We start from the raw sequence: 25867 nt of genomic DNA on the forward strand, positions 1-25867 counted from the left end.
TCCGCGTTTTTGCGTCACGCTCAGATCATCTGGCTAGAACCCAGTCGCGCACCTGCAACCGGGCCGGTACTGCAATCGGGTCGGCGCAGCGGACCCAGGTCACGCGATCGGATCCGTCCACGCCAATTGACCCATCACGAGTCCCGCGTCGCGTGACACGATCTGGGCACGACCGGCTACCAGGCGCTTCGGCTTGATGCGGCCAATGACCGCGCCCTCATCAGGGCTGCCGGACAGCATCAAACCAGTGGTACCGAGTTCAGACAGTGCCTGAAGGACAGGTTCGAAGGCAGCGCGCGAAGCACCGCCCATTCGTCTGCTCACGATGACGTGAAGACCCACATCCACAGCCTGAGCAAGTAACGGTTGGAGGGCGATCAGCGGGTTACCTGACTGTGTGGCAACCAGATCGTAGTCATCGACCAGCAGCCACGCCTCGGCGCCCTGCCACCAGGAGCGGTTACGGAGCTGCTCAGTTGTCACAGAGTCACTGGGCAGTCGGGTGCGCAGATACTCAGCCAGATCATTGATTGTTGCTGTCGCATCATCACGCGTGGTCATGTAACCCGCAAGGTACTCCTCGGGAACCTCCCCGAGCAGGGTGCGGCGGTAGTCAACCAGGAAGATCTGGGCCTGTTTCGGTGTACTCGTGCGCATGATTTCACGAGCGACAGTGCGCAGGAATGTGGTCTTGCCGGACTTGGAATCGCCATACAGGTACAGGTGCGATTCGTGGGCAGGATCGAAGACCCATGGGCCCAGTCGGGATTCTTCCACGCCGAGCAGCAATCCCTCGCGGTCCTGCGCGCCCTCCAGTTGCTGGACTTCCTCCACCGTGATGCGTTCGGGCAACAGGCGCAGTTTCGGACCCGGTGCGGGAGCAGCCTTTGCGATGCGCTCAAGCGTTGCGGTAATGCCGGCTGACATGGACGATACGTCGTGGTCACCGTCCGCCCTCGGCAATGCGACGAGGACGTGGTGGCCGCCCATTTCCAAGCCGCGCCCAGGACGACCCCCCGGCACCGTAGCCGCAACCTTGCGGTTGACTTCAGAATCGGTGACGTCGCCCAGCCGCAGCTCCAGCTTTGATCCCATGACGTCACGCACCTGCTGACGCATATCCATCCAGCGTGATGTCGCGACTATCAGGTGGACGCCGAACGACAGAGCTCGCGGCAACATCGCCTGGATTCGCATATCGAGATCCTCGAAGTCGCTGCGCAGGATCGCCCACCCGTCAACGACCAGGAACACATCACCGTATCCGTCGTCGAAACGCCCCTCAGCGCGTCCCTGCCGGTACGTGGAGATGGAGTCGATTCGATTCGCGCGGAAATAGCGTTCACGGTCGACGATGATGGACTCGATCTCGGCAAGCATACGGTTGAGGACGTCGGGGGTATCACGCGTCGCCACGCCAGCGATGTGGGGTGCGTCCGCAAAGGCTGAGAAGGTGCCGCCGCCCAGATCAATGATGTAGAACTGGACTTCCTGCGGTGTGTGCGTCAACGACAGTGCCATGACCAGTGTGCGCAGCGCGGTGGACTTACCTGACAGTGGACCACCCACAATGGCCATGTGACCACCCGCGCCGGACAGGTCATATTCCAGTGTCTCACGGCGCTGTTCCAGCGGAACGTCAGTGGTGCCCATCGGGACACGCAGACGGCCTTTCGCACGCCACGATTGTGAAACCAATCCCAGGCGCGGATCAGCATCCAGATCCGGCATGAGGGCGTCCAACGTATCCGGAATATCCAGGGGCGGCAGCCACACCTGGTGAGCTTCAGGTCCGTGACCCACCATCTTGGCAACCGCAATATCCATCTGTGTCATATCCGCCCACTGACGGTCCTCAGGGGCGACATATTCCTGGCGAGCTTCTTCCTGCTCGCGATCAGAATCCTGGTCAGAGTTATCCTCGTCAAGCGAAAGCTGAGGAGTGGAGGTGAACGGAAGGATCGTGAGCGCCGACTCGGGGGAGCCGGCCTGCTCGCCTGAGCGTGGAGCGTGGGAACGTGCCGGCGGGGGAGCGGCAACATACGAGGCGCGGAAACGCACCATCTGATCAGTACCGGTCTTCAGATATCCGACACCTGGAATCGATGGCAGCTCATACGCATCCGTCACACCCAGCACGGAACGTGACTCCTGACCGGAGAATGTACGCAAGCCCATGCGATAGGACAGGTGCGAATCCAGCCCGCGCAGACGGCCTTCTTCCAGGCGCTGAGAGGCCAGCAGCAAGTGGATCGACATGGATCGCCCCAGACGACCGATTTGTACGAACAGATCAATGAAGTCAGGTTTGGCCGACAACAGTTCGGAAAACTCGTCGAGGATGATGAACAGTGCCGGCATCGGCGGATACTCGTGTTTACCGGCGCGCCGATCTGCCTCGTAATCCGTGACGTTGGCGTAGTTGCCGGCCTTTCGCAGCAGCTCCTGGCGTCGCACCATTTCGCCGCGCAGGGCCTCCTGCATACGGTCAACCAGGAACAGTTCCGACTCAAGGTTGGAAATGACGGCCGATACGTGCGGCAGCTTGCCCATTCCCCAGAACGTCGCGCCACCCTTGAAGTCAACCAGCACGAAGTTGAGCTGCTCGGGGGAGTGGGTCAGCGCCATTGCCAGCACCAGAGTCCTGAGTACCTCAGACTTACCTGAACCAGTCGCACCGATCAGCAGGCCATGCGGGCCCATACCTTGCTGAGCTGATTCCTTGATGTCCAGCAGGACGGGGATCCCCTCGGGCGTCACACCGAACGGAACACGCAGCAAGTCGCGCCCGGTGCGGTACTTCCATTCCTTATCTGGATCGAAGTCGCGCACATCCGGCAGGTGCAGCAGCGTCATCAGGTCTTCCGAACGTGCGGGGTCTGAGCGGCCGGCAGGTTTGTCGGCGGAACGTTTCTCGCCTTCGCTCCAGAATGCGGTGCGTCGGCTCAGTGCTTCAGCCTGCTCGATGCTCATCTCATCGGGTTGGGCGACGATGGGGCGCTGATCCATCAGCACGACTTCCATGACTCGCCGATCGGTAGGATCCTTGTGTTCGTACGGGTGAATCAGCAGGCGCATCGTGCTGCGTGAGACGAGCGGTCCCCACTTTTCGAGAACCTTGATAACGGTGACGCCCAGACATCCTTCGAGTGACCCGAGGCGCGTTTGTGACGGCATGTTCGCATCGTCGACGATCAGCACGAGGTGCGGCCACTGCACGTTTTCGTCACGTGGTCGGAACGTGCCGCGCGTGGTGAACTCCTCACCCAGCAGGTTTTCCAGTTCGGCGTAGTCGCTGGTGATCATTCGTGCAGGGCCGAGGGCGTCCCGCTCCTCTGATGAACGCGCATGCGGGGCCCACTTGACCCACTCCCACTGCGGGCGTGCCTCCTCGGAGCACAACACGGCGACTTTCAGGGCGCCTGGACCGATGAATGTCAGCAGGTGGCACAGCATGGCACGTGCCTGCGCGCGGGCCACATCGTGCCGCCCTGCAACCTCAATATGGGAGAATTCTCCGATCATGACGCCGAAAGGCACATGATCAATGTTGGAAAACGTCTCCACGAACCGGTTGAGCGCACTATGGCAGACGATGTCGGGGTTGGCCATCGGAGGAAGCTCAGGTACGTCAAGATCCATTGAGAGTGCTTGTGTTGAAGAGCCAATTCGCATGTTGAGCGCGTCAGCATCCCCTGGGGCTCGTTCCCACAGACGGGCGCGGTCCTGCGCAATCAGCGTTAAAGCCAGCGGGTCGGGTAAGTGCCAGCGGATATAGGCGCGCTGTTTGCGCTCAGCAGTGCGGACGGTCTGGCGCATTTCTGACAGGTAGGCGAGGTATTCCCGGCGGGTCGTCACCACTTTTTGACGGTGCCCGCCGATCTGGCGGTAGATATTGAAACCGACCATGGATAGCATCGCGAAAACCATGGCGCCGCCCATCATGAGCATGCGCGGGTTGTTGTTCGCACTCATGACCATAAAGATCATGACACCCATCGATCCGAACATCGGGACAACCGTCATCAGGACATTGCCCATACCAGGCGGTTCAACCTGATCCGGAGGCCCCTCGATCGGGATCGTACCCGCAGGCAGCTCCGGCGAGCTGACCCGGTCTGGGGATGCGTCCTCTTCTGCCATATTTTCACCTCAAATGGTGGTCTTGACATGAAATGCATGCGCATCTCATATTATCTTGATAGTGGGGATAGAACGAGAGGTTCACCAGCTCGAAGGACAGGACAGCCTATGACATCGGTTGCGCAGGCCACTATCGAGCAGGCTGGTACCCGGTCAGATGTCGCCGTCCCTGTCGGCACGACGGTGTCAGGCTTGCTTGCGATGATGAATGTGGATACGTCGATGGGCGACGTCCGCATCACGCTGCCGAGCGGCAAGCCGGTGTCCCCTTCTCAAGCGCTGGGACGAGATCTTCCGTCCGGCACTATTCTGTCGGTCGCCAGTGGACTAGCGTCCGACCGGGCGCAAGTCAGGGCCCGTGAATACGCCGAGGCCCCCTGGTTCAACCGCCTTCTGGGCATCGTGGGCATCATGATTGCCGTCGTTGGGCTTGAAACGGCCTGCATTATCGCCCCACTGGTGGCACGGTCGGCCATGATTCCACAAGGCGTGCGCATTGGTGCCGGCATCGTGTCGATCCTCCTGATTCATCCCCTGATTTTCCGAGGTCGTCTGCACGCGGGAACCGCAGCCTGCCTGGCGCTGAGTTCCTTCATCGGCGTGGCATCCCTGGCGTTGCTTCCTCCGCAGGCCCCCGTTTCCATCGTTCTTGCACCCCCCATGCTGTGTTGGGTTGCGTTTGGAGTATCGCTTCTGTATTGGCTGACGACTCGCCTGCCTTCGGCGGCGGCCAGCGCTGTCGCTTTCGGTGTGTTAGCTGCTGTGCTGTCCATGACCACGGCGTTCCAGATTCCGTGGTCCACGATCATGCCGATCGGCTTGGCGTTGCTGGTGTTGGCCCTGGCGATTGTGCCTCAGACAGCGGTGCGGATTCCTGAAACGCAGCTCCTCGACCTCCCACTGGTCACCACGTCAGCGCCTGCGGTGCGTCAAGCGAAAGTGGCATCACCCTCGCGGATCACGCATGCACGTGTGGAGCGCACCGTGCGGGAGGCATCCGGGATTCTGGATACGCTGGTCATCATCTGTTGTGTGGCGGTTTGCGTCACGATTCCGATGGTGGCGAGCCGAGTTGACCTGACCTCGTGGCACGGACGCGTCGGCACTGCGACGGTTGTGTGCGCAATTCTTGCCCTTTCACTTACGCCCCGCAATACGCGTTCGAAAGCATTTCGCATCGGTCCGCGCGTATGCGCAACGGCTCTGGCGGGCGCGCTCATCATGTCCCCGACGGGGCAACAGGTGGCAGGACCTCTTGGCGTTGGCGGGATGCTGGCAATCAGCGGCATCGCAGTGGTGTGCGCGGCCATGCTGGTCTCACGCCGTGACGAGGGCGCCGCTTTTCTCGGCCGGGTCGGAGACATTGCCCAGTCAATTTCACTGGTGTTCATCTTGCCGTGCGCCGTATTCTCTACCGGCTTATTTGACGTGATCCGACAGGTGGCATCGTAACTATGACGTCTATTCCTTCCACTGCACCAGCTCAAAGCCCGATGCGCACGCAGATACCGCGCGGAACGCAATCACGTCCCTCCTCGCAAAGAAGCGCCCCCACCTCCAGTGGTAACCCGGCGTCGCGAAACCTGCGGGTCGGCTCGTACATGATCGACCTGCTGATGATCTGGGCGTGTGCAGCGCTTGCATGGTTCATCCGACCGTCTCTGATCTTCGTCGGCATTATTGTGCTGGAACTGTTCCTGGTTCTGACGCTTGTGCGTGCCCGTACCGGACGCACCTTGGGAGCACTGGCCACACGTACCGTCGCGGTCGCAGCGGGTACGGATCACGCACCGGGACTTAAACGTCAGGGAATTCGCAGCGCCATCATCGGTTTACTGCACGTCACGGTTATCGGGCCTGTGATCGTGGTGTGGCTGGGCAAAGATGGCCGCGATTGGGTTGATTCGCTCGCGGGTACGGCGACACGTGATTTGCGCTCACCGCTCAGGCGCCCGACAACGGCTCCCGACGCCTATGGCCGGCAGACCACTCACACACTGACATCGGAGAACACCGGTTGGACTGGGCCAGCCTCGCCCTCGTCGCACCCGATGGACGAGGGTGACGCGCGAGTCCCCGGACCGTCGATGCCACCGGCACCTCAGCCGCAACCACAGGAGCAGGCTGGTTCACAGCAGAGTCAGCGCTCGTTTGGCATGTGGATGCCGAGCCTGTCATCTCCCGGGCTGAAACCGACAGGTGCGGGATCCTTTGCCGTTCCGTCACAGCCCAAACCGTCGTTGGCTCCGCGCCAGGCTCATCCCCAGGAAGCACCCGACCCACTGGCACAGCCTGAGGTGACACCGGCCCAGCCAGCCCAGCCCGATGGCTTCTCCGTTATCGTTCCACCAGCAGCGCCAGCGCAACCTGCTCCTGACGTGGCTCATCCGGAGCCGATTGCTTCAAATTCGGCTGCAGTTCCGCTGGCTAGCCAGTTTGCCGCCGGAGTCGAGAAGCCAGAGAATAGTGACGACACTTCTGCACCTGCACCGGAGGAGCAGCCGGATCGAGCCGGCACGCCGAAGCCTAACACGCAGCATGATCAGAAGAACGCTGAAATATGGCTGGTATTCGATTCAGGTGAGAAAGAAGCAGTGATTGGTACGACAGTCATTGGGCGCGCACCTGTCACGATGTCACCGAGTGAACGTGCTGTCACTGTCGAGGACTCAACACGCTCACTGTCTCGCACTCATCTGCGCTTGGGTCCTGCTCCCGGCGGAGTGTGGGTGGAGGATGCTTTTTCTGCGAACGGCACGTCGGTCACGTTACCTGACGGTTCAGTGTTTGAACTGGAGCGAGGAAATCGTCAGGCTGTCCCAATTGGCGCAACACTTCGTGCTGGAGAACGGTCGATCACCATCAACTCGCCCCACAGTCAACAGTGATGGCTCTAGTGGGGAGCACCCGGACTGTCTGACTGCCACTGCGGATCATCGGCTGACGTGGGCGAGAACTTCGTGTCAGCGGGTGCTATGAACGGCAGGTTCGGCAGTGACAGGAATGTCACTCGGGTAAGCGGCGCCCTCATCATCGGCAGGCATGACGAACCACAATATGAGGTAGAGCATGATGCCTGACCCAGGAAGCGGCAGCGTTGCGATAAACAGCAGGCGCACAAGGATCAGATCCCAACCAAGGTATCGGGCGATACCAGCGCATACACCTCCGAGAAAACGATGCTGAGTGTCTCGGCTGAAAACCCTGCGAGAGTAACCCGTTGTGACCTGTTCATTCATGGAACCATTCCACCTGATAACAGGCATTGAGCGCTATCGGGGAGGACCCTGAAATCTCCCTGAGGCACCCGAGCATTCGTCCACTTTCGCCCTGGCAGCCCCTTCGCAGATGCGCGGTCGCCCTCGCCAATGAGGAGCCGGTGGGCGAGGCGGTGAGCGGACGGAATTATTCTTCTGGCGAATTGTGGAAGCTTTCAGCGCTTTCAAGGCCTGCGCGCGGTGACCAAGGTCCCAGTTTTGGTAGAGTTGGCACGAAGGCGCCCGAGGACGGGTGCGTCACGAGAGAAACGAGAGATGAGGACCTCGATGGTCAAGTATGTTTACGATTTCTCCGAGGGCAACAAGTCCATGAAGGATTTGCTCGGGGGTAAGGGCGCAAACCTCGCTGAGATGACGCGACTGGGTTTGCCTGTTCCGCCTGGATTCACGATTTCCACCGAAGCCTGCCGGGCTTATCTGAAAGATGGAAGCGTGCCAGACACCCTCGAGACCGAGGTGACCGCAGCACTGCGTAGCGTTGAAGACACCATGGGCCGCCAACTCGGAGCAGGCGATGACCCGCTGCTCGTCTCGGTCCGGTCAGGCGCGAAATTCTCCATGCCCGGCATGATGGAAACAGTACTGAACATTGGCTTGAACGATGAATCAGTCGAAGGCCTGACAAAAGTTTCCGGATCAGAGCGTTTCGCATGGGACTCCTACCGCCGCCTGATCCAGATGTTCGGCAAGACGGTGCTGGACATCGATGGTGATCTGTTCTCCGACGCGTTGGATTCACTGAAGAAGGAACGCGGCGTTGAGGCCGACGTTGACCTGACCGCAGAGGACATGCGCACGCTGGTTGACACATTCAAGAAGATCGTGCGTGACGCCACCGGCGAAGACTTCCCACAGGACCCTCGCACTCAGATGGACATGGCCACCGAGGCTGTTTTCCGTTCATGGAACACGGAGCGTGCACGCATCTACCGTCGTCGCGAGCGCATTCCGGATGATCTGGGCACCGCCGTCAACATCTGCACCATGGTGTTCGGCAACATGGGTGACACCTCCGGTACGGGCGTGTGCTTCACCCGCGACCCTTCCACCGGACACTCAGGCGTGTACGGCGACTACCTGCCGAACGCTCAGGGCGAAGACGTCGTGGCCGGCATTCGTAACACTCTGCAGCTGTCAGCTCTGGAAGAGCGCGATCCCAAGTCGTACCAGGAACTGCGTGCCATCATGCGCAAGCTTGAAACTCACTACCGCGACCTGTGTGACATTGAGTTCACCATCGAGCGCGGCAAGCTGTGGATGCTGCAGACCCGCGTTGGCAAGCGCACTGCCGCCGCCGCCTTCCGTGTTGCCACCCAGCTGGTTGACGAGAAGATGATTACCCGCGACGAAGCCCTCGGCCGCGTTACCGGTGACCAGCTCACTCAGTTGATGTTCCCGCAGTTTGATGCGAGCGCACAGAAGGAACTGATCGCCCGCGGCATGCCTGCATCTCCCGGTGCGGCAGTCGGAAAGATTGTCTTTGACAACGCTCAGGCTGAAGCTGCGGCCCGCGATGGAGTGAAGTGTGTGCTGGTTCGTCGTGAGACGAACCCTGATGATCTGCCCGGTATGGTTGCCGCCGAGGGTGTCCTGACCGCCCGTGGTGGCAAGACCTCTCACGCAGCTGTTGTGGCACGTGGCATGGGCAAGACCGCTGTGGTGGGCGCTGACGCGCTGGATATTGATGCCGCCGCCGGAACCGTCAAGGTGGATGGTCGTGTTCTCACCTCTGAAGACACGATCGGCATCGACGGATCCACCGGTGAAATTTTCCTTGGTGACGTTCCGGTTTCGGATTCACCTGTGACGACCTATCTGTCGCACGGACTGGAGGCGGGCCTGGAGGTTGCTGGCGATGATGCGGATATGCGTGAGCTGATTGCAGCTGTTGACCGAATTCTGGTGCACGCTGACGAGGTACGTCGCCTGCATGTGCGCGCCAATGCGGATACTCCTGAAGACTCACGTCGCGCGCTCGAGTTCGGAGCGGAAGGTATCGGCTTGTGCCGCACCGAGCATATGTTCCTGGGTGATCGTCGCCCGCTGGTTGAGCGCGCCATCCTGTCTGAAGCCGGATCGAAGGATCGTCAGGATGCGTTCGATGAGCTGGAGAAACTGCAGAAGCAGGACTTCCTCGAGATGCTCGAGGTTATGGATGACAAGTCGATGACGGTGCGTCTGATTGACCCGCCGCTGCATGAGTTCCTGCCGGATTTGACCAGCATGGAAATCAAGTTTGCCGTGGCCAAGGCCAAGGGCGAGACGGTTGATCCAGCTGATGAGAAGATGCTGGCCACCGTTCGCCGTATGCATGAGGACAACCCGATGCTGGGTCTGCGTGGCGTCCGCCTGGGCATTTACCTGCCAGGCCTGTTCGAATTGCAGATCCGCGCACTGTGCGAAGCTGCCGCCGAACTTGTTGCACGCGGGCTGCACCCGCATCCGGAGGTCATGGTTCCGCTGGTCGCATCCGAGCGTGAACTTCAGCTGATCCGCGAATCGGCTGAAGAGATTATCGCAGCGGTGTCCAAGGACAAGAACGTTGACCTGTCGGGTGTGACAATCGGCGCCATGATTGAGCTGCCTCGCGCAGCCATGACCGCTGAGGATCTGGCACACGCAGCCGACTTCTTCTCATTCGGCACGAACGACCTGACCCAGACCGCCTGGGGCTTCTCGCGCGATGACGTGGAAGGCGTGTTCTTCCCCGAGTACATCGATGCCGGCATCTTCGGCGTCTCTCCGTTCGAGACAATCGACCAGCACGGTGTGGGTGCCCTGGTGCGTGAAGGCGTTGAGCGTGCCCGTTCCACCAAGCCGGAAATCAAGCTCGGCGTGTGTGGCGAGCACGGCGGCGACCCGGCCTCCATCCACTTCTTCTCGAAAGTGGGCTTGAACTACGTGTCGTGCTCCCCGTTCCGCGTCCCCGTTGCGCGTCTGGAAGCAGGCCGCGCCGCGGTGGCCTCCGAAGAGGACTGATCCGCGCCGCACCTGTTCAGGCAGCGCCGTCACGCCGGCCGCGTCGGCCGCGTCGGTGAGCTGTCTGTCGGTGCATCAGATGCAAGGGCTGTACCTGGTATCACTGCCGGGTACAGCCCTTCGCGTTTTCGCGTGGCGGTGTGGCGGGCCGGTGGTGTGGCGGGCCGCCGGGGTGCACGACTCACTAAAATTGGCCCTTTGGCCTGCACGACTCACTAAAATTGGCCCTTTGGCCTGCACGACTTACTAAATTTAACGCCCCGCCATTTCGGCCGATTTTCAAACACGCAGGTCACGGGGTATTTGGATTGTCGAGGGCGTCCCTATCCACTGTTGATCAAGGGGATTGTGCAGAAATTGGAGACTTTTTAGTGAGTTGTGCATGTGTACGCAGAGGATTAAGTAAGTCGTGTATGTGGGCGCAGAAGATTTAGTGAGTTGTGCACGTGTGAAGGCTGAATCCAGGGCATGGTGCGCTCCTTGTCCTGGAGTGACATGGCCGGGGGCGGGGCCAGCGGGCGCCCTCGTCGATGTGCCTCGACTGCTCAATGGTGAGCGAAGTCATGCCGGTGTGACGAAAAGACAAAAAATCCTGAAGTGTCGCAAAAATGGCTGTTCTGTTGCCAAAACGGAACCAATGAGACTGAGCACGATGCTAGTAAAGTTAGTGGCACCTAAGTTATACTGCGTTGAGCAGCAAAGAAGAAAAGTCAGGCACGTCGATTGGTCTTGTCGCCAGCGGTCGGAAGCTTAACTTACGAAATAAGGGAGGCTCACATCGTGAGCACAGCTCGACTCGAGCATCGCATTGAGCCACAGCGCCTAGTCGGTGTGGCATGCGTCGTAGCGTTAATGGCAATCCTTATGGCAATGCTGGCACTGCCCGCTCATGCGCAACCAGCCCCAGCATCCACACTCATCTCAGCAGAACAACCGGCACACGACTCATGGAGCTCCGTGGCCAAAGAGATGGGCTCGATTCTGGACGACGCAGTGGAGAAATACCAGGGAGGCGACGCAAAAGGCGGTAAAGACACCGTCAATGTGGCGTACTACCAGCGCTATGAGACGCTTGGCTTTGAAAAGCAGGTCATGGCGCGTATCTCCGGTGCACGCGTGTCGACAGTGGAGATGGAATTCTCGCTGCTGAAGAAAGCCATGAGTGACGGTGACGATGCGGGAGTGACTCAGCACACCGACACCCTCAAGACCATGCTGGTTGAAGACGCGGCAACCCTTGACGGCGGCTCAGCCGACGGCGAGTCATACAGCCCCGGACCGTGGGGCCAGGTCGCCAAGGAAATGAACGGCATCCTCGATGAGGCCGTGGACCACTTCAAGAACGGTGACATTGAAGCTGGCAAGGACACCGTGAACGTGGCGTACTACCAGCGATACGAAACTCTCGGATTTGAAAAGCAGGTCATGGCGCGTATCTCCGGCACTCGCGTGTCGACAGTGGAGATGGAATTCTCGCTGCTGAAAAAGGCGATGAACGATGGCAATGCTGACGTTGTCGACCAGCACGCCACCACGCTGAAGAACTACATTCGTGAAGATGCCAACACCCTCGATGGGTACGAAGGAACAGGTGCGACCGAAAGCAGCCCGTGGCTGTCCGCATTCCTGCCCGCCTTCCTCATCATCTTGCGTGAAGGCTTCGAGGCAATCCTTGTTGTCGGCGCTGTCATCGCCTACCTGATCAAAGCGGGCCACGGTGACAAGACCAAAGTCGTGTGGGCCGGCACCGGAGTCGCCATCGTGTGCTCCATTGTGCTGGCTGTGCTGCTGAGCAACATCACGGCACTTGCCGGACATAACCAAGAACTCATCGAAGGCCTCACAGCACTGCTGGCTGTGGCCATGCTCATCTGGGTGTCCAACTGGATGATCGGCAAGTCAAGCCAGGCGGCCTGGGATCGGTTCATCAAGTCGAAGACGGAGCGCTCCTTGTCGCAGGGCTCCCTGTTCTCACTGGCCTTCATCGCATTCCTCGCGGTTTTCCGTGAAGGCGCAGAAACAATCCTGTTCTACCTTCCTGTCATCGCCCAAGCTGGCAACCAGGTGCATTACGTGTGGGTCGGTCTGGGCGTAGGCGCTGTGTGCCTGGTCATCGTCTACCTGATGATCCGACTGCTGGCTGTCAGAATCCCGCTGCGACCATTCTTCATCGTCACATCGATTCTGCTGGCGATCATGGCGATCACATTCACCGGCTCCGGTATCAAGGAGCTACAGGAAGCTGACGCGTTCCCGCTGACACCAATCAACGGGGCGCCCACCATAGATCTTCTGGGAATCTATCCCAGAGTCGAGAACCTGGCTGCTCAAGGTCTCGTTCTCCTGATCATTATCGGCCTGTTCGTTTGGGGCTCCCGACGTAATCGGGCGCAGGCTGCAGCCGATAATGCCACCCCATCTGAAGATAAAACGGAGACAGTTCAATGAAAATTCGTTTACGTCAAGTCGGTGCTGCTCTGACTGCACTCGTTGTTGCCGGTACGCTCGGTGCCTGCTCACAGCAGGGATCAACCAATGAGAGCGGCGCCTCTGACAACTCCACCACTCAGTCCGCTGCAGGCGACGCTGCTGAAAGCGCTGGTGGCGACGCAGCGGCTGCCCCAGGTGAAGACGCAGGCTTCCAGGAAAACCCGCTCGGCGATGACATTTACCTGGACAACGACCGCGTGAAGGTCGGCGGCGTCTACTTCCAGCCCGTTGACATGGAGCCTCAGATGGGTGTTCCCAAAGAGGAATCATCCATGCACCTCGAAGCTGACATTGCAGCTGGTGAAAACGACCTGGGCTACGGCGTCGGCGACTTCATCCCCGGCCTGACCGTGACCTACAAGCTGTACAAGGCAGGCACCAAGGATGTCGTGCAGGAAGGCGCCTTCATGCCGATGGTTGCCAACGACGGCCCGCACTACGGCCTGAACCTGCCCAAGCTGGATGCAGGCACCTACGACGTTGAAATCACCATCGAGTCTCCTGAAAAGGACGGCTGGATGCTGCACGTCGACAAGACCACTGGTGTGACCGGCCGCTACTGGACTGAGCCGCTGGTTGCAACGTTCAAGAACTTCCAGTGGGATCCAACCGCTGTCGAATGGTGAGCCTGACCTGCACCATTTGTTAAACGTATGAGCTGGGGCAGGGTGCTTGCGCACCCGGCCCCAGCTTGGTGCGTCAATGAAAGGTTGATTGATGATTCAGCAGATTGTTGAAATAGTCTCCACCACTCTCTTGCTGGCACTCGCCCTTGGGGCTCTCAGCGCGGCAGTACCCAGCATGGGGGGAGGCCAAAAAGGCCGCAAACCTGGATACCGCTCCATTATCTGGGGTGCGCTTGCGGGAGTCGCCCTCGGCGGTGTACTGACCATCGTGCACCTGCTGATTCCGCGTCAGATCAACCGCCAGGACATCACGTTCTGGGCGCTGATTCCCACAGTCATCCTGGCCGCTGTGACCCTCGTGATGGTGTGGCGGGTACGGGGTCGTGCTCGAAAAGGCGTTGAGGCAAGCTCAACGCAGCGTCGCGCAGCGCTGTGGGTTGCTGCAGCATATGCAGCCATGGCGACCTTCCGGGTGGCCCCCACCGCGCTCCTTCAGATCCGAACCTTCGTCTCTCCCAACACGTCCCTGGTGTCCACCGACACCGTCAAGAACATCGTCGGATACCTCATCGGCGTCGCCCTGGTCGCCCTGCTGGCCGTGGGTGTGCGCAAACTGTGCGAACGCGGTGCCCTGCTGGCACCGATCATGTCAACAGTGGGTGTCGGCATCCTGACACTGACACACGTGATCCTTATCGTCCGCATCCTGCAGGCCAAGCGGATCATTCACCTGCCCGGCGCGATCTTCGAATCCATCGCGTGGACCATCAACCACGAAGATGCCATCACCCTGGTGGCCACCGCACTGGTCGCAGTGGCCTCAATCCTGGTGTGGATCCGGTCGCGATCGCTGCCCAAGGACGGTCCGAACCCTGCTGTGCGTCGCCTCCGCCTGGCTGAAGCAAAGTCGTGGCGCCGCCTGTCTGCCGGCTCCCTCTTGGCATGTGCGGCAGCAGGTGCCGTGCTGACTATTGGGGCTGCAATCAGTTCGGCAACCGTTGAACTGTCCCAACCTGAACCGTTTGAAGTGTCAGGTGACCAGGCAGTCGTGCAGCTCGATAAAGTCTCAGATGGGCATTTGCACCGATTCGCCTACACCACGTCAACAGGCATTGAAGTGCGTTTCATCGTCATCCAGAAAGCCGGATCCTCCTTCGGGGTGGGCCTGGATGCGTGCGAGATCTGCGGCCCGACCGGGTATTACGAAAAAGACGGCAAAGTCATCTGCAAGCTGTGCGAAGTGGCCATGAACATCGCCACGATCGGATTCAAGGGCGGATGCAACCCGATCCCGATTGACTATGAAGTGTCGAACGGCACGCTGTCGGTGTCCATCGCCCAACTTGAAGCTGCAGCGAGCGTCTTCGCATGATCTGCTGTTCAGCGCCCCATTGCGTGCACATAATTCGACATCACGGTGAACGAAGTCAGGATGTGACAACATGTTTCTGAGAATGCTCAAAGGAGCACTGTTCCGTCAGCGTGGCCGCCACCTCATGATTGCCTTGACTGTCGCGCTCGGCGCGTCGGTTGCGACATCCATGCTGTCAGTCATGTTCGACGTGGGCGACAAGATCAACCAGGAGCTGAAAAACTACGGCGCCAACATTGTGGTGCGCCCCAAAGGTGCGGCCGTGGTCCAGGATCTGTATCAGTTCGACACTCCGGTTGAACAGGAAGCATTCCTTCAGGAAGACGAGCTCGGCAACATCAAGACCATCTTCTGGACCTACAACATCGTTGACTTTTCGCCGCTGCTGTCCGTACCGGTGACAACAACCGGCCAGTCATCCACCGATGACAGCATTGAACTGACCGGCACATGGTTCAGTCACGATCTCAAACTCCCCACAGGCGACACGGTGACAACCGGCCTGACCAACCTGCGTGGATGGTGGACAATGGACGGCGCGTGGCCTCAGGACGGAGACGACAACTCCGTCATCGTCGGCTCGAAACTGGCGCAGACTCAAGGATGGAGCGTCGGGCAGACAATCCCGCTGTCAGCACGCGGACACAGCCAGGACGTCACCATTTCCGGTATCTTCACCTCAGATGGAGATGAAGACTCCCAGATTTACGCGCCCCTGCATCTGGCTCAGACATTCCTGGACAAGCCCGGCGCCGTCGGATCTGTTGAAGTGTCGGCTCTGACCACCCCTGACAACGACCTGGCACGAAAAGCCGCCAAGAACCCTGCATCCCTGTCGCTGACTGAGAGGGAAACCTGGTACTGCACCGCCTACGTGTCCTCCATTGCCTACCAGATCGAAGAAGCCATGACAGATGCCGTGGCGCGGCCGGTGCGTCAGGTCTCAGAATCTGAAGGCATCATCATGGAGAAGACCCAGATGCTGATGCTGCTGGTGACGGTTCTGTCACTGGCCGGATCGGCACTGGCGATCGCGAACCTGGTGACCGCCAACGTGATGGAACGGGCTCCCGAAATCGGCTTGCTCAAAGCAGTGGGAGCGAAAGACAACGCCGTTGTGCGCATGCTGCTGGCAGAAATCACGATCGTCGGCCTGGTGGGCGGCGTCGCCGGATACTTCGCCGGCATCGGATTCGCCCAGATCATCGGCCGAACCGTCTTTTCCTCCTCCATCGCAGTTGCGCCCGTAGTGGCCGGAATCGTTGCAGTGCTTGTGACGATCGTGGTGCTGGCAGGCTCGATTCCTGCCATACGCTTCCTGCTGGGACTGCGGCCGGCAGAAGTGCTTCACGGAAGGTGATAGTCGGTGAATAAGAGAAAAATGTACTGGCGCATGGTCACATCCTCGATCCTGCGTCGTCGATCCCGCGTGCTGATCGCAGTTCTTGCTGTTGCCATCGGCGCCACGACCCTGTCGGGACTGGCTGCCATCGCCATTGACGTGCCCAGCCAGATGGCGCAGGAAATGCGCCTGTACGGCGCGAACCTCGTGGTCGTCCCCTCCGAGAAGAACGACAACCTGACTGACCAGACCATCAACCGCATCGACGAAGTGGTGAAATCGTCGGGTTCAACGCTCGTTGGCTCAGCTGCTTTCGACTACCAGCCGGTGTCCATCAACGACCAGCCGTACGTGGCGGCAGGAACCGACATTGATGCTGTCAAGGCAATCAACCCGTACTGGTACATCGAAGGTGAATGGCCCTCAGCCGACGGGCAGGTGCTCATCGGCCGTGAAATTGCCTCCACCATTGATGCCAAAGTGGGCGACTCGATCACCGTGTCGCAGCTCGCCGAAGGCGCCTCCTCGGCTGCCCCCCAGTCCGGCGGGCAGGACGCATCGACCGCTCCGGGCACCACAGCGATGAGCGGGGCCCCTGAGATCCCCGAAGGCTCCCACATGATGCCCGACGGCACGATCATGAAGAACAGCGAGATGCCCGGATACGACCCGTCGAAGAACGTGGACGGAATCTACGTTGGAGACCAGCCGCAAAGCGCTCAGTCCGGTGCGCCGACCACAAAGAAGGACGCGATTGAACAGCTGACGCAGAACAAGCCGACCGCTCCGGTCGCCCCAGGCAACGGCAAGGGGCAGGCGCCCGATCCGGTCGACACACGCGACATCTCACTGACGGTGTCCGGAATCCTTGAAACAGGTGGATCAGAAGACGGCTTCCTGTTCATGAGCACCGCCGACATGTCGCAGCTGACCGGCAAGGACACAAGCTACGGCGTATCTGAATATTCGGTTGCCGGGCAGGCGGAAGCCGTCTCCGCCCTCGCCAAGCAGATCAATGACGCAGTCGACGGCGTGAAGGCCTCGACAGTGACCCGACTGACCCATTCTGACGAGGGCGTCCTGACGATGCTGCGCTCGCTGATGGGAATGATCACGATCATCGTGCTGGCTTTGACGATGATCGGCGTGTCCACCACGATGATGGCTGTGGTTGCGGAACGACGCAATGAAATCGGCCTGCGCAAAGCTCTGGGAGCTCACTCGAAATCAATCGTGCGTGAATTTCTTGGTGAAGGCGTCATGCTCGGCATTCTGGGCGGTGCGATCGGCGCGGTGCTCGGCTACCTTCTGGCGATCGTGATCTGTCTGAACGTCTTCCACCGGACAATCGCATTCCACCCGCTGATGGGAGTGGTTACTGTGCTCGCATCAGTGATCATCGCGACGCTGGCATGTCTGATTCCAGTGCGTCGTGCCCTCGACGTTGACCCTGCACTGGTGCTGCGCGGAGAATAAGGAGAAACAATGACATCACAGGTGAAGGACGACCTGCTCAGACTTGAGCACGTCTCGAAAATCTACGGCGACCTGCACGCACTGGATGACGTGTCGCTGAGCGTGCCGACAGGGCAGTGGCTGTCGATTGTGGGCCCGTCCGGGTCAGGCAAGACCACGATGATGAACATCGTGGGATGCATGGACCGCCCCACCAAAGGCACCGTGACGCTCGACGGGCGCGACATTTCCGAGCTGACCGCCTCCGAACTGACGACCGTGCGCTGCCAGACCATCGGCCTGATTTTCCAGCAGTTCCACCTGATTCCGCACCTGACCGCCCTCGAAAATGTCATGGTCGCCCAGTACTACCACTCGGTGCCCAACGAAAAGGAAGCGCTGGCGGCACTGGACCGGGTGGGACTGGCCGATCGCGCCACCCACCTGCCGCGACAGCTGTCCGGCGGCGAGCAGCAGCGCGTGTGCGTGGCCAGGGCCCTGATCAACTACCCGAAACTGGTGCTGGCTGATGAGCCGACCGGTAACCTCGATGAGCACAATGAACAGATCGTGCTGGATATTTTCCGTCAGCTTCATGCCGATGGAACCACGCTGATCGTGGTGACTCACGACGCCCTCGTCGCTTCGTGTGGCCAGCGGGAAATCCGCCTGGATCACGGTAAAGTCGCCAGGGAAACGTGGCACGACCACGACCGGGACAATGCGGAAGCTGCAGGCGCTGCGTCGGGGAACCTGGCAACGGGTCGCGACGTGAAAGAAAAGGTTCCAACCCCTGAACCTCGTGACGATGCGTCCTGAGGCGCCCGAACACTGTCAGCAATGAGATGAATCGCAGATGACTAACATGACGTCTTCACAGTTTTCACGACTTGTCACCATGGGGTCGCTCGGCGGGCTCGGCATGATGATTCTGAGCGCGTGCGGCCCGTCGATCCCACCGGTGGACATGTCACTTCCCATGAATGACGGAGAGTACACCGGGGAGTCCAATCCTGACGAACAGGGAGCCATCGGCACTGTTCATATCACGGTGGAAGGCGGCAAGATCACCTCCACCTTTTATGAAACCCGCATGAAGGACGGCGAGCTCAAGGACCAGAACTACGGGACGACCAGCGCCGGCGAAGTGGGCAACAAGGATTACTACAAGCGCGCCCAGAAAGCGGTGGAGGCGTTCAACAAGTATTCCGACGAGCTGACGGCCACGAACGACCCCAACGAAGTTGATGTCATTTCAGGCGCCACTGTTGCGCACAGCCAGTTCATGCAGGCGGCGATCCGAGCCATCCAGACCGCTCAGGGAGTGGAAACCCAGTCCGGGGAGGATGCGGCCGACCAGATCGACGTGCCGGGCCTGGACTTCAGCGACGATGACCAGCTCGACGAGTTCTCCAACTGATTCACCCGGCCCCGAGCTGCTTGTTGATCTGCGCGACTCATCGTGGCGCATGTCCTTTCCCGCGATGGGCACGCGCGTCGATCTCATTGTCGAGGGCGGCTCCGCCAGGCAGATGACGGAAGCTGTCTGCGAACTTGTTGCACGCCATGAGCGGCTCTGGTCGCGTTTTTCGGCGCACTCCGATGTGACACGGTTGAACACTGCGTGCGGACAGTGGGTGGATGTGGATCCGGCGACGTGCGCATTACTGGCACGCGTCAAGGACCTGATCGACGTCACGTCAGGCTGTTTCAACCCGCTGATTGAGCCGGTGCGTCAGCTGTGGGACCCGGCAGGTGCGCTGGCAGCTCTTGTCGCCAACGCAGGTGCTGCCACGAGCACGGAGAGCGCAACCACTCCGGGCAGCGACGCGCTGGCCGAGGTGTTGCCACTGTGCTCACCGGGGATGCTTGACGTTGACCCGGCGGCATCGTGGGCACGCCTGAAGGGCGGCGCACGCATTGACCTGGGCGCGATTGCGAAAGGTGCCAGTGCTGATCAGGCTCGGGATCTGTGTGCCCGACTTGGTGCCCGTGCCGCGCTCGTGTCGATCGGAACATCCTCCATTGCCGCCCTGGGAAGGCGCTCCGACGGCACACCGTGGCGCGTGGGGATACGCGACCCGCGCAGCAGTGAATCATCGTGGCTTGGATACGTGGAACTGCCTGACCGCATGTCACTGTCCACTTCGGGTGACAACCTAGGAGCACTCGTGGACGTGGCGCCCGACCATGCGCAGCGTTTCAACCATGTCATCGACCCGCGCAGCGGCATGCCCGCCCGGATCCTTGCCCGTTCGGCAACGGTGATCTGCGCAGACGGCATGACGGCTGAAGCGCTGTCCACCGGCATGCTCATCGGCGGACGGCAGGCGGTTGTCCTGCCACACACAGCAGATGGTGATGCGGCAGCGTCGCCCTCGTCAATCATTGTCGGCGGCGAGCGGGGAGTGATGGCAGGCGGGATTCGCGTCGATGCCAGGCCCGCGCAGATCTGGCATCCGCGTCAGGAATTGTCGGAATCTGATGGTGGGGCGGGTGTGTCGGGGCAGAATTCGAGCACGTCACCCACCTGACAGTCGAGCGCCTCGCACAGTGCGTTCAGAGTGGAAAAGCGGATGGCGCGGGCCCTGCCGGTTTTCAGGTTCGACAGGTTCGCCAATGTGATGCCGACGCGTTTCGACAGGTCGGTGAGCGTGATGCGGCGTTCCAGCAAGATGCGGTCCAACGTGACGTGAATACTCATGGCTACACCGTCAGCTGATTCTCATCCCACGCAGCAATCGCAGCGCGGAAAATGTGTCCGGTGACCAGGAAGAAAACAGTGCCGCCTGCGCTGAGCGTCACCATGAAGATCGCCATCAGAAGGATCGAGATGTGCTGGAGCGGACTGACGCACATGAACCAGATGGTCGCGCTCACGTAGTAGATCGTGGCGGCGATGCACACCCACTGCGCGCGGCCAATCAGCATTAATGCCCGGTGCGTGAAGACTGTGCGGCGCTCAACGAGCAATAGGAACTGGTAGGCGATGATCAGGATGGCGAGGAATGGAAGCGTGGCGATGATCGAGCCGACGAGGATCGGGTACTGCAGGTGTGCCATTTCCGGCCAGACGGCGGCGCTGTAGTCGCTTTCTGACCAGAGCAGCAGCCAACTTAAGACAATGCCGAGGCCGAAGATCACCAAAACCACGCGGGCAATGATGGTATGCGGTTTCATGAGTGTGCCTCCTTCAAGCATCACATAGTTATCGATAAACGATAATAATTTATCGATGATCGGCATGTCAATGGGTGTGGTGGCAGGACGGCACATGTGCTGATTGGTTCAGTTAACGTGACGCTGAGTGGCGAGGCGCAAAGCGGTTTTAGATCTGCGATGCCAGCAAGCTTGCCAGATGCATGCCGCCTCGGTCAGCGAGCTGCTGGGCCTGAGTGCGGCACGAGAAACCATCCGCCAGATACACGGCATCTGGATACGCGTTGAGGGCAGGGAGCAGTGAGGTGCGCGCCACCTCGACCGACATATCGTAGTGCCCCTTTTCCATGCCGAAATTACCGGCCAGACCGCAACAGCCATCCAGCTGGACAACGGTGGCACCCAGTGAATCCAGCAGCGCCCGATCTGCGCTCCACGTCATCACCGAATGATGGTGGCAGTGCGGCTGCGCCACAATTGTCGTGCCATGTAAGTCAGGCAGAACACGCTCCTCCTTCGGAACAGTGGCCAGCACTTCAGCCAGAGTATGCACAGCGCGCGACACGGGAACTGAGCGCCGGTCATCTGGCAGCAGATCCAGCAGATCATCACGCAGGACTGCCGTACATGACGGCTCCACGCCTACGATTGGAATGCCGGCTACAGCGAACGGTGCCAGAACGTCCAGCAAAGCCGTCAGTTTCTTCTTCGCCCCAGTCAGCTGCCCCGTTGTAATCCACGTCAGGCCGCAGCACGCATGGGGAGGGACGATCACCTCGAAACCGTTCTGACGCAACACCGCAACCGTTGCACGCGCGCCCCGGTCGTCAAGCGTCTGTGAAAACGAATCGGCCCACACCACTGCGAAGCGTCGGGCTTCAGAAGCGGACGAGGAAGCAGGCGATGCTGTCTCAGCAAGCCGCTCGGCACTCGACGGCACTGCTGACGGAGGCGCATCTGCAACCAGGTGCCGCCGCCTGGCCCATCGCTGGAAGGTTCCGGACTGAAGGGCGGGCATCGGTCTGCGCGCATCCATACCCAGCAGTGCGAATGCAGCCCGGCGAATCGCATCTACTCCCATCACTGCGTTGGCTAGGGCGGATGCACCCGGAATGCGGGCGCTCAGGCCCGTCCACAGGGGCAGGCGGCCCAGCGCATAGTGGGACAGTGGACGCAGGCGCCCACGGTACTTACGGAAGAGCACCTCAGAGCGGTACCTGGCCATGTCCACACCTGCCGGGCAATCCGACGAACAGGCCTTACATGACAGACACAGGTCGAGCGCTTCGAGCACCTCCGGTGAGGTGATTGACTGGACCAGTTGCCCATTGGCAGCGTCCTGGAGTGTGCGCGCGCGCCCTCGGGTCACGTCCTTTTCCAGATGCGACGCCTTCCACGACGGGCACATAAACGTGCCGTCAATCGTCGCGCGACACTTGCCCACACCTGTGCAGCGATGGACCGCCTGAGTGAAATCACCGTGGTCTTCCCCGAAGGCGAAGCCTCTCGCCGCTGGCAACGAGCGTGCACGAGGGCGCCGCAGGAAATCATCGAGCTTGTCGATCTGGTTGGTCGGTGAGGCCAAAATACCGGGATTGAGCAGGTCATCGGGGTCGAACAGGGCCTTGACGTTGTTGAACAGGTCAATCAGTTCCGGGGAGTACATGAAGCGCAGCAGTTCCGTGCGTGCACGCCCATCCCCGTGTTCACCGGAAACTGAGCCGCCATGCCTGGCGCACACCTGAGCCGCCTCCTCCAGGAAACGCCTCGAATGCGCCACCCCAGCCCCGGTCTCGAGTGGCATGTTCAGACGCACATGCACGCAGCCATCTCCGAAATGCCCGTACAGCAGCCCGTCAATGTCATACTCATCCATCAGTGCCGTGAAATCACGCAAGTAGGCTCCGAGGCGGTCCGGTGGCACCGCGGCATCTTCAAAACCGGGCCATGCCTGTTCACCGGTCGCTGACGTTTCAGATGGGGGAGTGCGCCCACCCAATCCTGCACCATCAGCGCGGATGCGCCACAGTCGCGTGGCATCATCCCCCGGAGGATAGACCGCCGCATCGACCGCATGAGATGCGGCCGCAAGTCTGCGAGCCTGTGCCAGCGATTCCTCTTCGCTTCCGGCCGACACCTCGCACATCAGCCACCCGTCACCCTTGGGAAGCGCCGGCACGGCTCCGGGTCCGCGGTGAGCTCGTACCACGTCCACCAGGCGCGAATCCATCCCTTCGACAGCCAGCGGCTCACAGCGCAAAATTGTGGGTACATCGTCAGCTGCAGCAATCATGTCCGGATACCCTAACGCCACCAGCACGGGCGCTCGCGGAATCTCCACCAACTTGACGGTGATCGACACGATTGTGGTCAGCGTCCCCTCGGTGCCCACCAGCATCGCCGCCAGATTGCGATGCTTCTCAGGGGTCAGATGCTCAAGCGAATAACCCGACACCTGCCTGCCGAAACGCCCCAGTTCCGTGCGGATGAGCGCCAGATTGGAATCGATCAGCGTGTCCAGTCCAGGCACCTGCGAGAGGTCAGAGTGGCTGGTGGAAGCGGTGAAGCGTCTGCCTCGTCCATCGATGACGTCGAGGGAGACGATGTTGTCTGACGTGCGTCCCCAGGCGGTTGCGTGAGGCCCGCACGCATTGTTGCCCACCATGCCGCCGATCGTTGCCCGGTTCTGGCTGGACGGATCCGGACCGAAACGCAGTCCGTACTTGCGGGCAGCTTCCTGCAGGGTGGATTCCACGCAGCCCGGCTCCACCACGGCCGTGCGCGCCTGCGGATCGATCGACAGCACTCGGTTCAGGTGGCGCGAAAAGTCAATGACGATGCCCGGTCCACACGCATTGCCAGCACATGACGTGCCACCCCCACGGTTGGTCAACGGAATGGAGAAGCGTCGCGACGCCTCGCACACCGCCAGGACGTCCTCGGTTGAACGAGGGAAGACAACGAACTGCGGCGGAACGCGATAGTTGCCGGCGTCTGTGGAATAGCGCGCACGGGTGCCTGTCGTACGATCAACCTCACCGTCGAGCACGTCAACCAGGTGCGCGTAGCAAGCTTCCACGTCGCGAGGCCGGATATCGGCGCGCTTGGGCAGGGGGGACGAGGCAGTCGCCGGCTCACTGCTGAGTGGGTGGAAGCTCATAGGCTGATTGTGCCACTTTTGATGCCTGCTCTGCGCCGCCATCAGGTATGCGAACTGACAGGTGTGGCTGTGTCGCGGACGTCAGCGAGTCAGCATCACCATGCGTGTGGGTGTCACAATCGCGTCTACGGCGACATCGTGAGGATCGACAGGCAAGGTGCCTGCATCCCACACCTCTTCATCGAACAGTGCGATGACCAGTGGAGCGCGGCGCCTCACAGGCAGTGCGCTTTCCTGCGGCGATCTCTCAGCGTGATGCGTGTTCCACTTACTTAAGGCCCGGTCATACCACCCGCCGCCCTGGCCCAGGCGCGTGCCCGAAAGGTCGGCGGCCAGGCCCGCAAGCAATACAATGTCGACGCTGTCAGGAAGTTCGGCATAGGGCGCATCGGAGAGATGAGGCTGGGCAGGCCAGCGTGCAGAAGGCTGGTCGAGGACTGCTGCCAGACGGTCAGTCGTCAATGATGACCAGGCAGATGTGCTGGCATCAGGAAAATCAATACAGCCCCACGCAGGTTCGTCCAGTGCACGCCCCTGCGCGTTCACGACAACAGGCAGGAAGCAGCGACCCGATTCAGCGACGATGGCTGAGACATCCGGCTCGGTGGTGGTTGGAACAAACAGTGCCGGGAGGTGAGGACACCCCACTCCGAGCGCGTTACAGGCCTGCAGCCACGAGCGGACCAGTCCGCGTTGCTCCCGCCGGCGCAACTCATCGGCTTCGCGGGCAGGGAGTGCATCCCACCGGGCGCGCCTGTCACGCCGCCGGGCGCGAATTCTGGCGCGAAGTGGAGCTTTTTCGTGCAACATGGCCCCTCCTGAGCACTGAACATCTCCTACTTAGGATACTGTGGCAGACATGAGCGAAACTGAGCCCACTCGTCACGCGCACGTGCGTCACGCCGTGATCCCAGCAGCTGGACGCGGAACGAGATTCTTGCCGGCAACGAAGTCTGTGCCCAAAGAAATGCTGCCGGTCGTTGACCGACCATCCATTGAATATATTGCGCGCGAAGCCACTCGAGCCGGCATTGAAGACATGCTGATCATCACTCGCACCGGCAAAGATGCCATCGAGGAATACTTCGACGCAGATCCCGGCCTGGAGGCGGCACTGGAGGCCTCTCACAAGGAATCACTGCTCAAGATCGTGCGCGAATATGAGCACCTCGCGCGCATGCACTCTGTGCGCCAGGGACATCCGCTGGGGCTGGGACACGCAGTCCTTCAGTCACGCTTCCACGTCGGTAACAATCCTTTTGCCGTCATGCTGCCGGACGATTTGATGCACCCAAAGTCCCGCCTGCTGGAGAAAATGCTCGCGATCCGCACGGCGATCGGCGGATCGGTTGTCGCACTCATGCGTGTCACACCCGAACAGGCAACAGCTTATGCCTCTGTTGACGTCACCCCGATGCCGATTCCGGAAGGCCTGCCCATCGACATTGAGGAAGGCACATTGTTCCGCCTCAACAAGGTTGTCGAAAAGCCCCCGGTCGATGAGGTGCTCAGCGAATACGCCGTGGTGGGCCGCTACGTCTTCAATCCGCGTATCTTCACGGAACTGGAAAATATCGAACCCGGTCACGGTGGTGAATACCAGCTCACCGACGCATATGCCCGACTCATCGACGTGCCAGCCGAAGAAGGAGGTGGCGTAGTTGGCCTGGTTCTGGATGACCGCCGCTTCGACACCGGAGACAAACTCGGCTACCTCACCGCCTCCATTGAACTGGCGCTGGAGGACCCGGAACTGGGACCCGGAGTACGCTCGTTCCTGGAAGAGCTCATGGCAACACAGCCGGGGGACGCCCTCGACAATTCTGACAGCACGTCACCCAAGCATCACTGAAAGGGACAACT

General features: G+C 60.4%; 18 protein-coding genes. 12 read left to right on the top strand and 6 right to left on the bottom strand.

The genetic code is table 11. The features are described 5' to 3' along the window. Positions 1-99 precede the first annotated feature (99 nt). A complete protein-coding gene (gene eccCa, locus AC1EJZ_RS07715) occupies positions 100-4143 on the bottom strand; it encodes a type VII secretion protein EccCa (protein ID WP_480294459.1) in 4044 nt (1347 codons plus the stop codon). A 108-nt stretch (positions 4144-4251) separates the two neighbouring features. On the opposite strand from eccCa, the gene AC1EJZ_RS07720 reads away from it, so the two are divergent. Next, complete coding sequence (locus tag AC1EJZ_RS07720) at positions 4252-5595, top strand: hypothetical protein (RefSeq protein WP_480294461.1); 1344 nt, start codon at positions 4252-4254, stop codon at positions 5593-5595. Positions 5596-5597: 2 nt separating this feature from the next. Further along, entirely contained in the window at positions 5598-7031 is a 1434-nt protein-coding gene (locus tag AC1EJZ_RS07725) for an FHA domain-containing protein (RefSeq protein WP_480294463.1), read from the top strand. Positions 7032-7106: 75 nt separating this feature from the next. Here the strand turns inward: AC1EJZ_RS07725 and AC1EJZ_RS07730 are convergent, their stop codons facing one another. Further along, positions 7107-7382 (bottom strand): PspC domain-containing protein, encoded by a 276-nt coding sequence (locus AC1EJZ_RS07730; protein WP_480294465.1) that lies wholly within the window; start codon positions 7380-7382, stop codon positions 7107-7109. A gap of 306 nt (positions 7383-7688) precedes the next feature. Between AC1EJZ_RS07730 and ppdK the strand changes: the two genes are divergently transcribed. The 9 genes from ppdK (at position 7689) to AC1EJZ_RS07775 (ending at position 20219) form a co-directional block, all read left to right on the top strand. Next, positions 7689-10400 carry a pyruvate, phosphate dikinase gene (gene ppdK, locus AC1EJZ_RS07735; protein WP_480294467.1) on the top strand — a complete coding sequence of 904 codons (2712 nt, stop codon included), beginning with the start codon at positions 7689-7691 and terminating at the stop codon, positions 10398-10400. Positions 10401-11180: 780 nt separating this feature from the next. Further along, a complete protein-coding gene (locus tag AC1EJZ_RS07740) occupies positions 11181-12848 on the top strand; it encodes an FTR1 family iron permease (protein ID WP_480294469.1) in 1668 nt (555 codons plus the stop codon). Further along, complete coding sequence (locus AC1EJZ_RS07745) at positions 12845-13516, top strand: iron transporter (RefSeq protein WP_058237786.1); 672 nt, start codon at positions 12845-12847, stop codon at positions 13514-13516. Before AC1EJZ_RS07740 ends, AC1EJZ_RS07745 begins: the two co-directional genes overlap by 4 nt. A gap of 91 nt (positions 13517-13607) precedes the next feature. Continuing rightward, positions 13608-14888 (top strand): Fe-S-containing protein, encoded by a 1281-nt coding sequence (locus AC1EJZ_RS07750; protein WP_480294471.1) that lies wholly within the window; start codon positions 13608-13610, stop codon positions 14886-14888. 70 nt (positions 14889-14958) lie between these two features. Further along, complete coding sequence (locus AC1EJZ_RS07755; RefSeq protein ID WP_082628661.1) at positions 14959-16248, top strand: ABC transporter permease; 1290 nt, start codon at positions 14959-14961, stop codon at positions 16246-16248. A 21-nt stretch (positions 16249-16269) separates the two neighbouring features. Continuing rightward, positions 16270-17706 (top strand): ABC transporter permease, encoded by a 1437-nt coding sequence (locus AC1EJZ_RS07760; RefSeq protein ID WP_371935802.1) that lies wholly within the window; start codon positions 16270-16272, stop codon positions 17704-17706. 9 nt (positions 17707-17715) lie between these two features. After that, entirely contained in the window at positions 17716-18504 is a 789-nt protein-coding gene (locus tag AC1EJZ_RS07765) for an ABC transporter ATP-binding protein (protein WP_058237790.1), read from the top strand. A 37-nt stretch (positions 18505-18541) separates the two neighbouring features. Then, entirely contained in the window at positions 18542-19105 is a 564-nt protein-coding gene (locus AC1EJZ_RS07770) for an FMN-binding protein (protein WP_480294472.1), read from the top strand. Next, positions 19077-20219, top strand: coding sequence for an FAD:protein FMN transferase (locus AC1EJZ_RS07775; RefSeq protein ID WP_480294474.1), 1143 nt, complete (start codon positions 19077-19079; stop codon positions 20217-20219). The genes AC1EJZ_RS07770 and AC1EJZ_RS07775 overlap by 29 nt, the downstream gene beginning before the upstream one ends. On the opposite strand, the gene AC1EJZ_RS07780 is transcribed toward AC1EJZ_RS07775, so the two are convergent. The 4 genes from AC1EJZ_RS07780 to AC1EJZ_RS07795 all read right to left on the bottom strand — a co-directional run bounded on the left by AC1EJZ_RS07780 (position 20150) and on the right by AC1EJZ_RS07795 (position 24814). Beyond that, the gene (locus tag AC1EJZ_RS07780; RefSeq protein WP_285016020.1) at positions 20150-20389 is read right to left on the bottom strand and encodes a helix-turn-helix domain-containing protein; all 240 of its coding nucleotides are present in this window, start codon (positions 20387-20389) and stop codon (positions 20150-20152) included. The genes AC1EJZ_RS07775 and AC1EJZ_RS07780 overlap by 70 nt on opposite strands. A gap of 2 nt (positions 20390-20391) precedes the next feature. After that, entirely contained in the window at positions 20392-20865 is a 474-nt protein-coding gene (locus AC1EJZ_RS07785; protein WP_480294475.1) for a DUF2975 domain-containing protein, read from the bottom strand. 148 nt (positions 20866-21013) lie between these two features. Continuing rightward, positions 21014-24004: an FAD-binding and (Fe-S)-binding domain-containing protein gene (locus AC1EJZ_RS07790; protein WP_480294476.1), complete on the bottom strand. Its 2991-nt coding sequence runs from the start codon at positions 24002-24004 to the stop codon at positions 21014-21016. An 81-nt stretch (positions 24005-24085) separates the two neighbouring features. Continuing rightward, complete coding sequence (locus tag AC1EJZ_RS07795; protein ID WP_480294478.1) at positions 24086-24814, bottom strand: 5-formyltetrahydrofolate cyclo-ligase; 729 nt, start codon at positions 24812-24814, stop codon at positions 24086-24088. A gap of 49 nt (positions 24815-24863) precedes the next feature. On the opposite strand from AC1EJZ_RS07795, the gene AC1EJZ_RS07800 reads away from it, so the two are divergent. Next, positions 24864-25856: a UTP--glucose-1-phosphate uridylyltransferase gene (locus tag AC1EJZ_RS07800; protein WP_480294480.1), complete on the top strand. Its 993-nt coding sequence runs from the start codon at positions 24864-24866 to the stop codon at positions 25854-25856. Positions 25857-25867 lie beyond the last annotated feature (11 nt).

It is taken from the genome of Pauljensenia sp. C0170B5 (assembly GCF_056590195.1).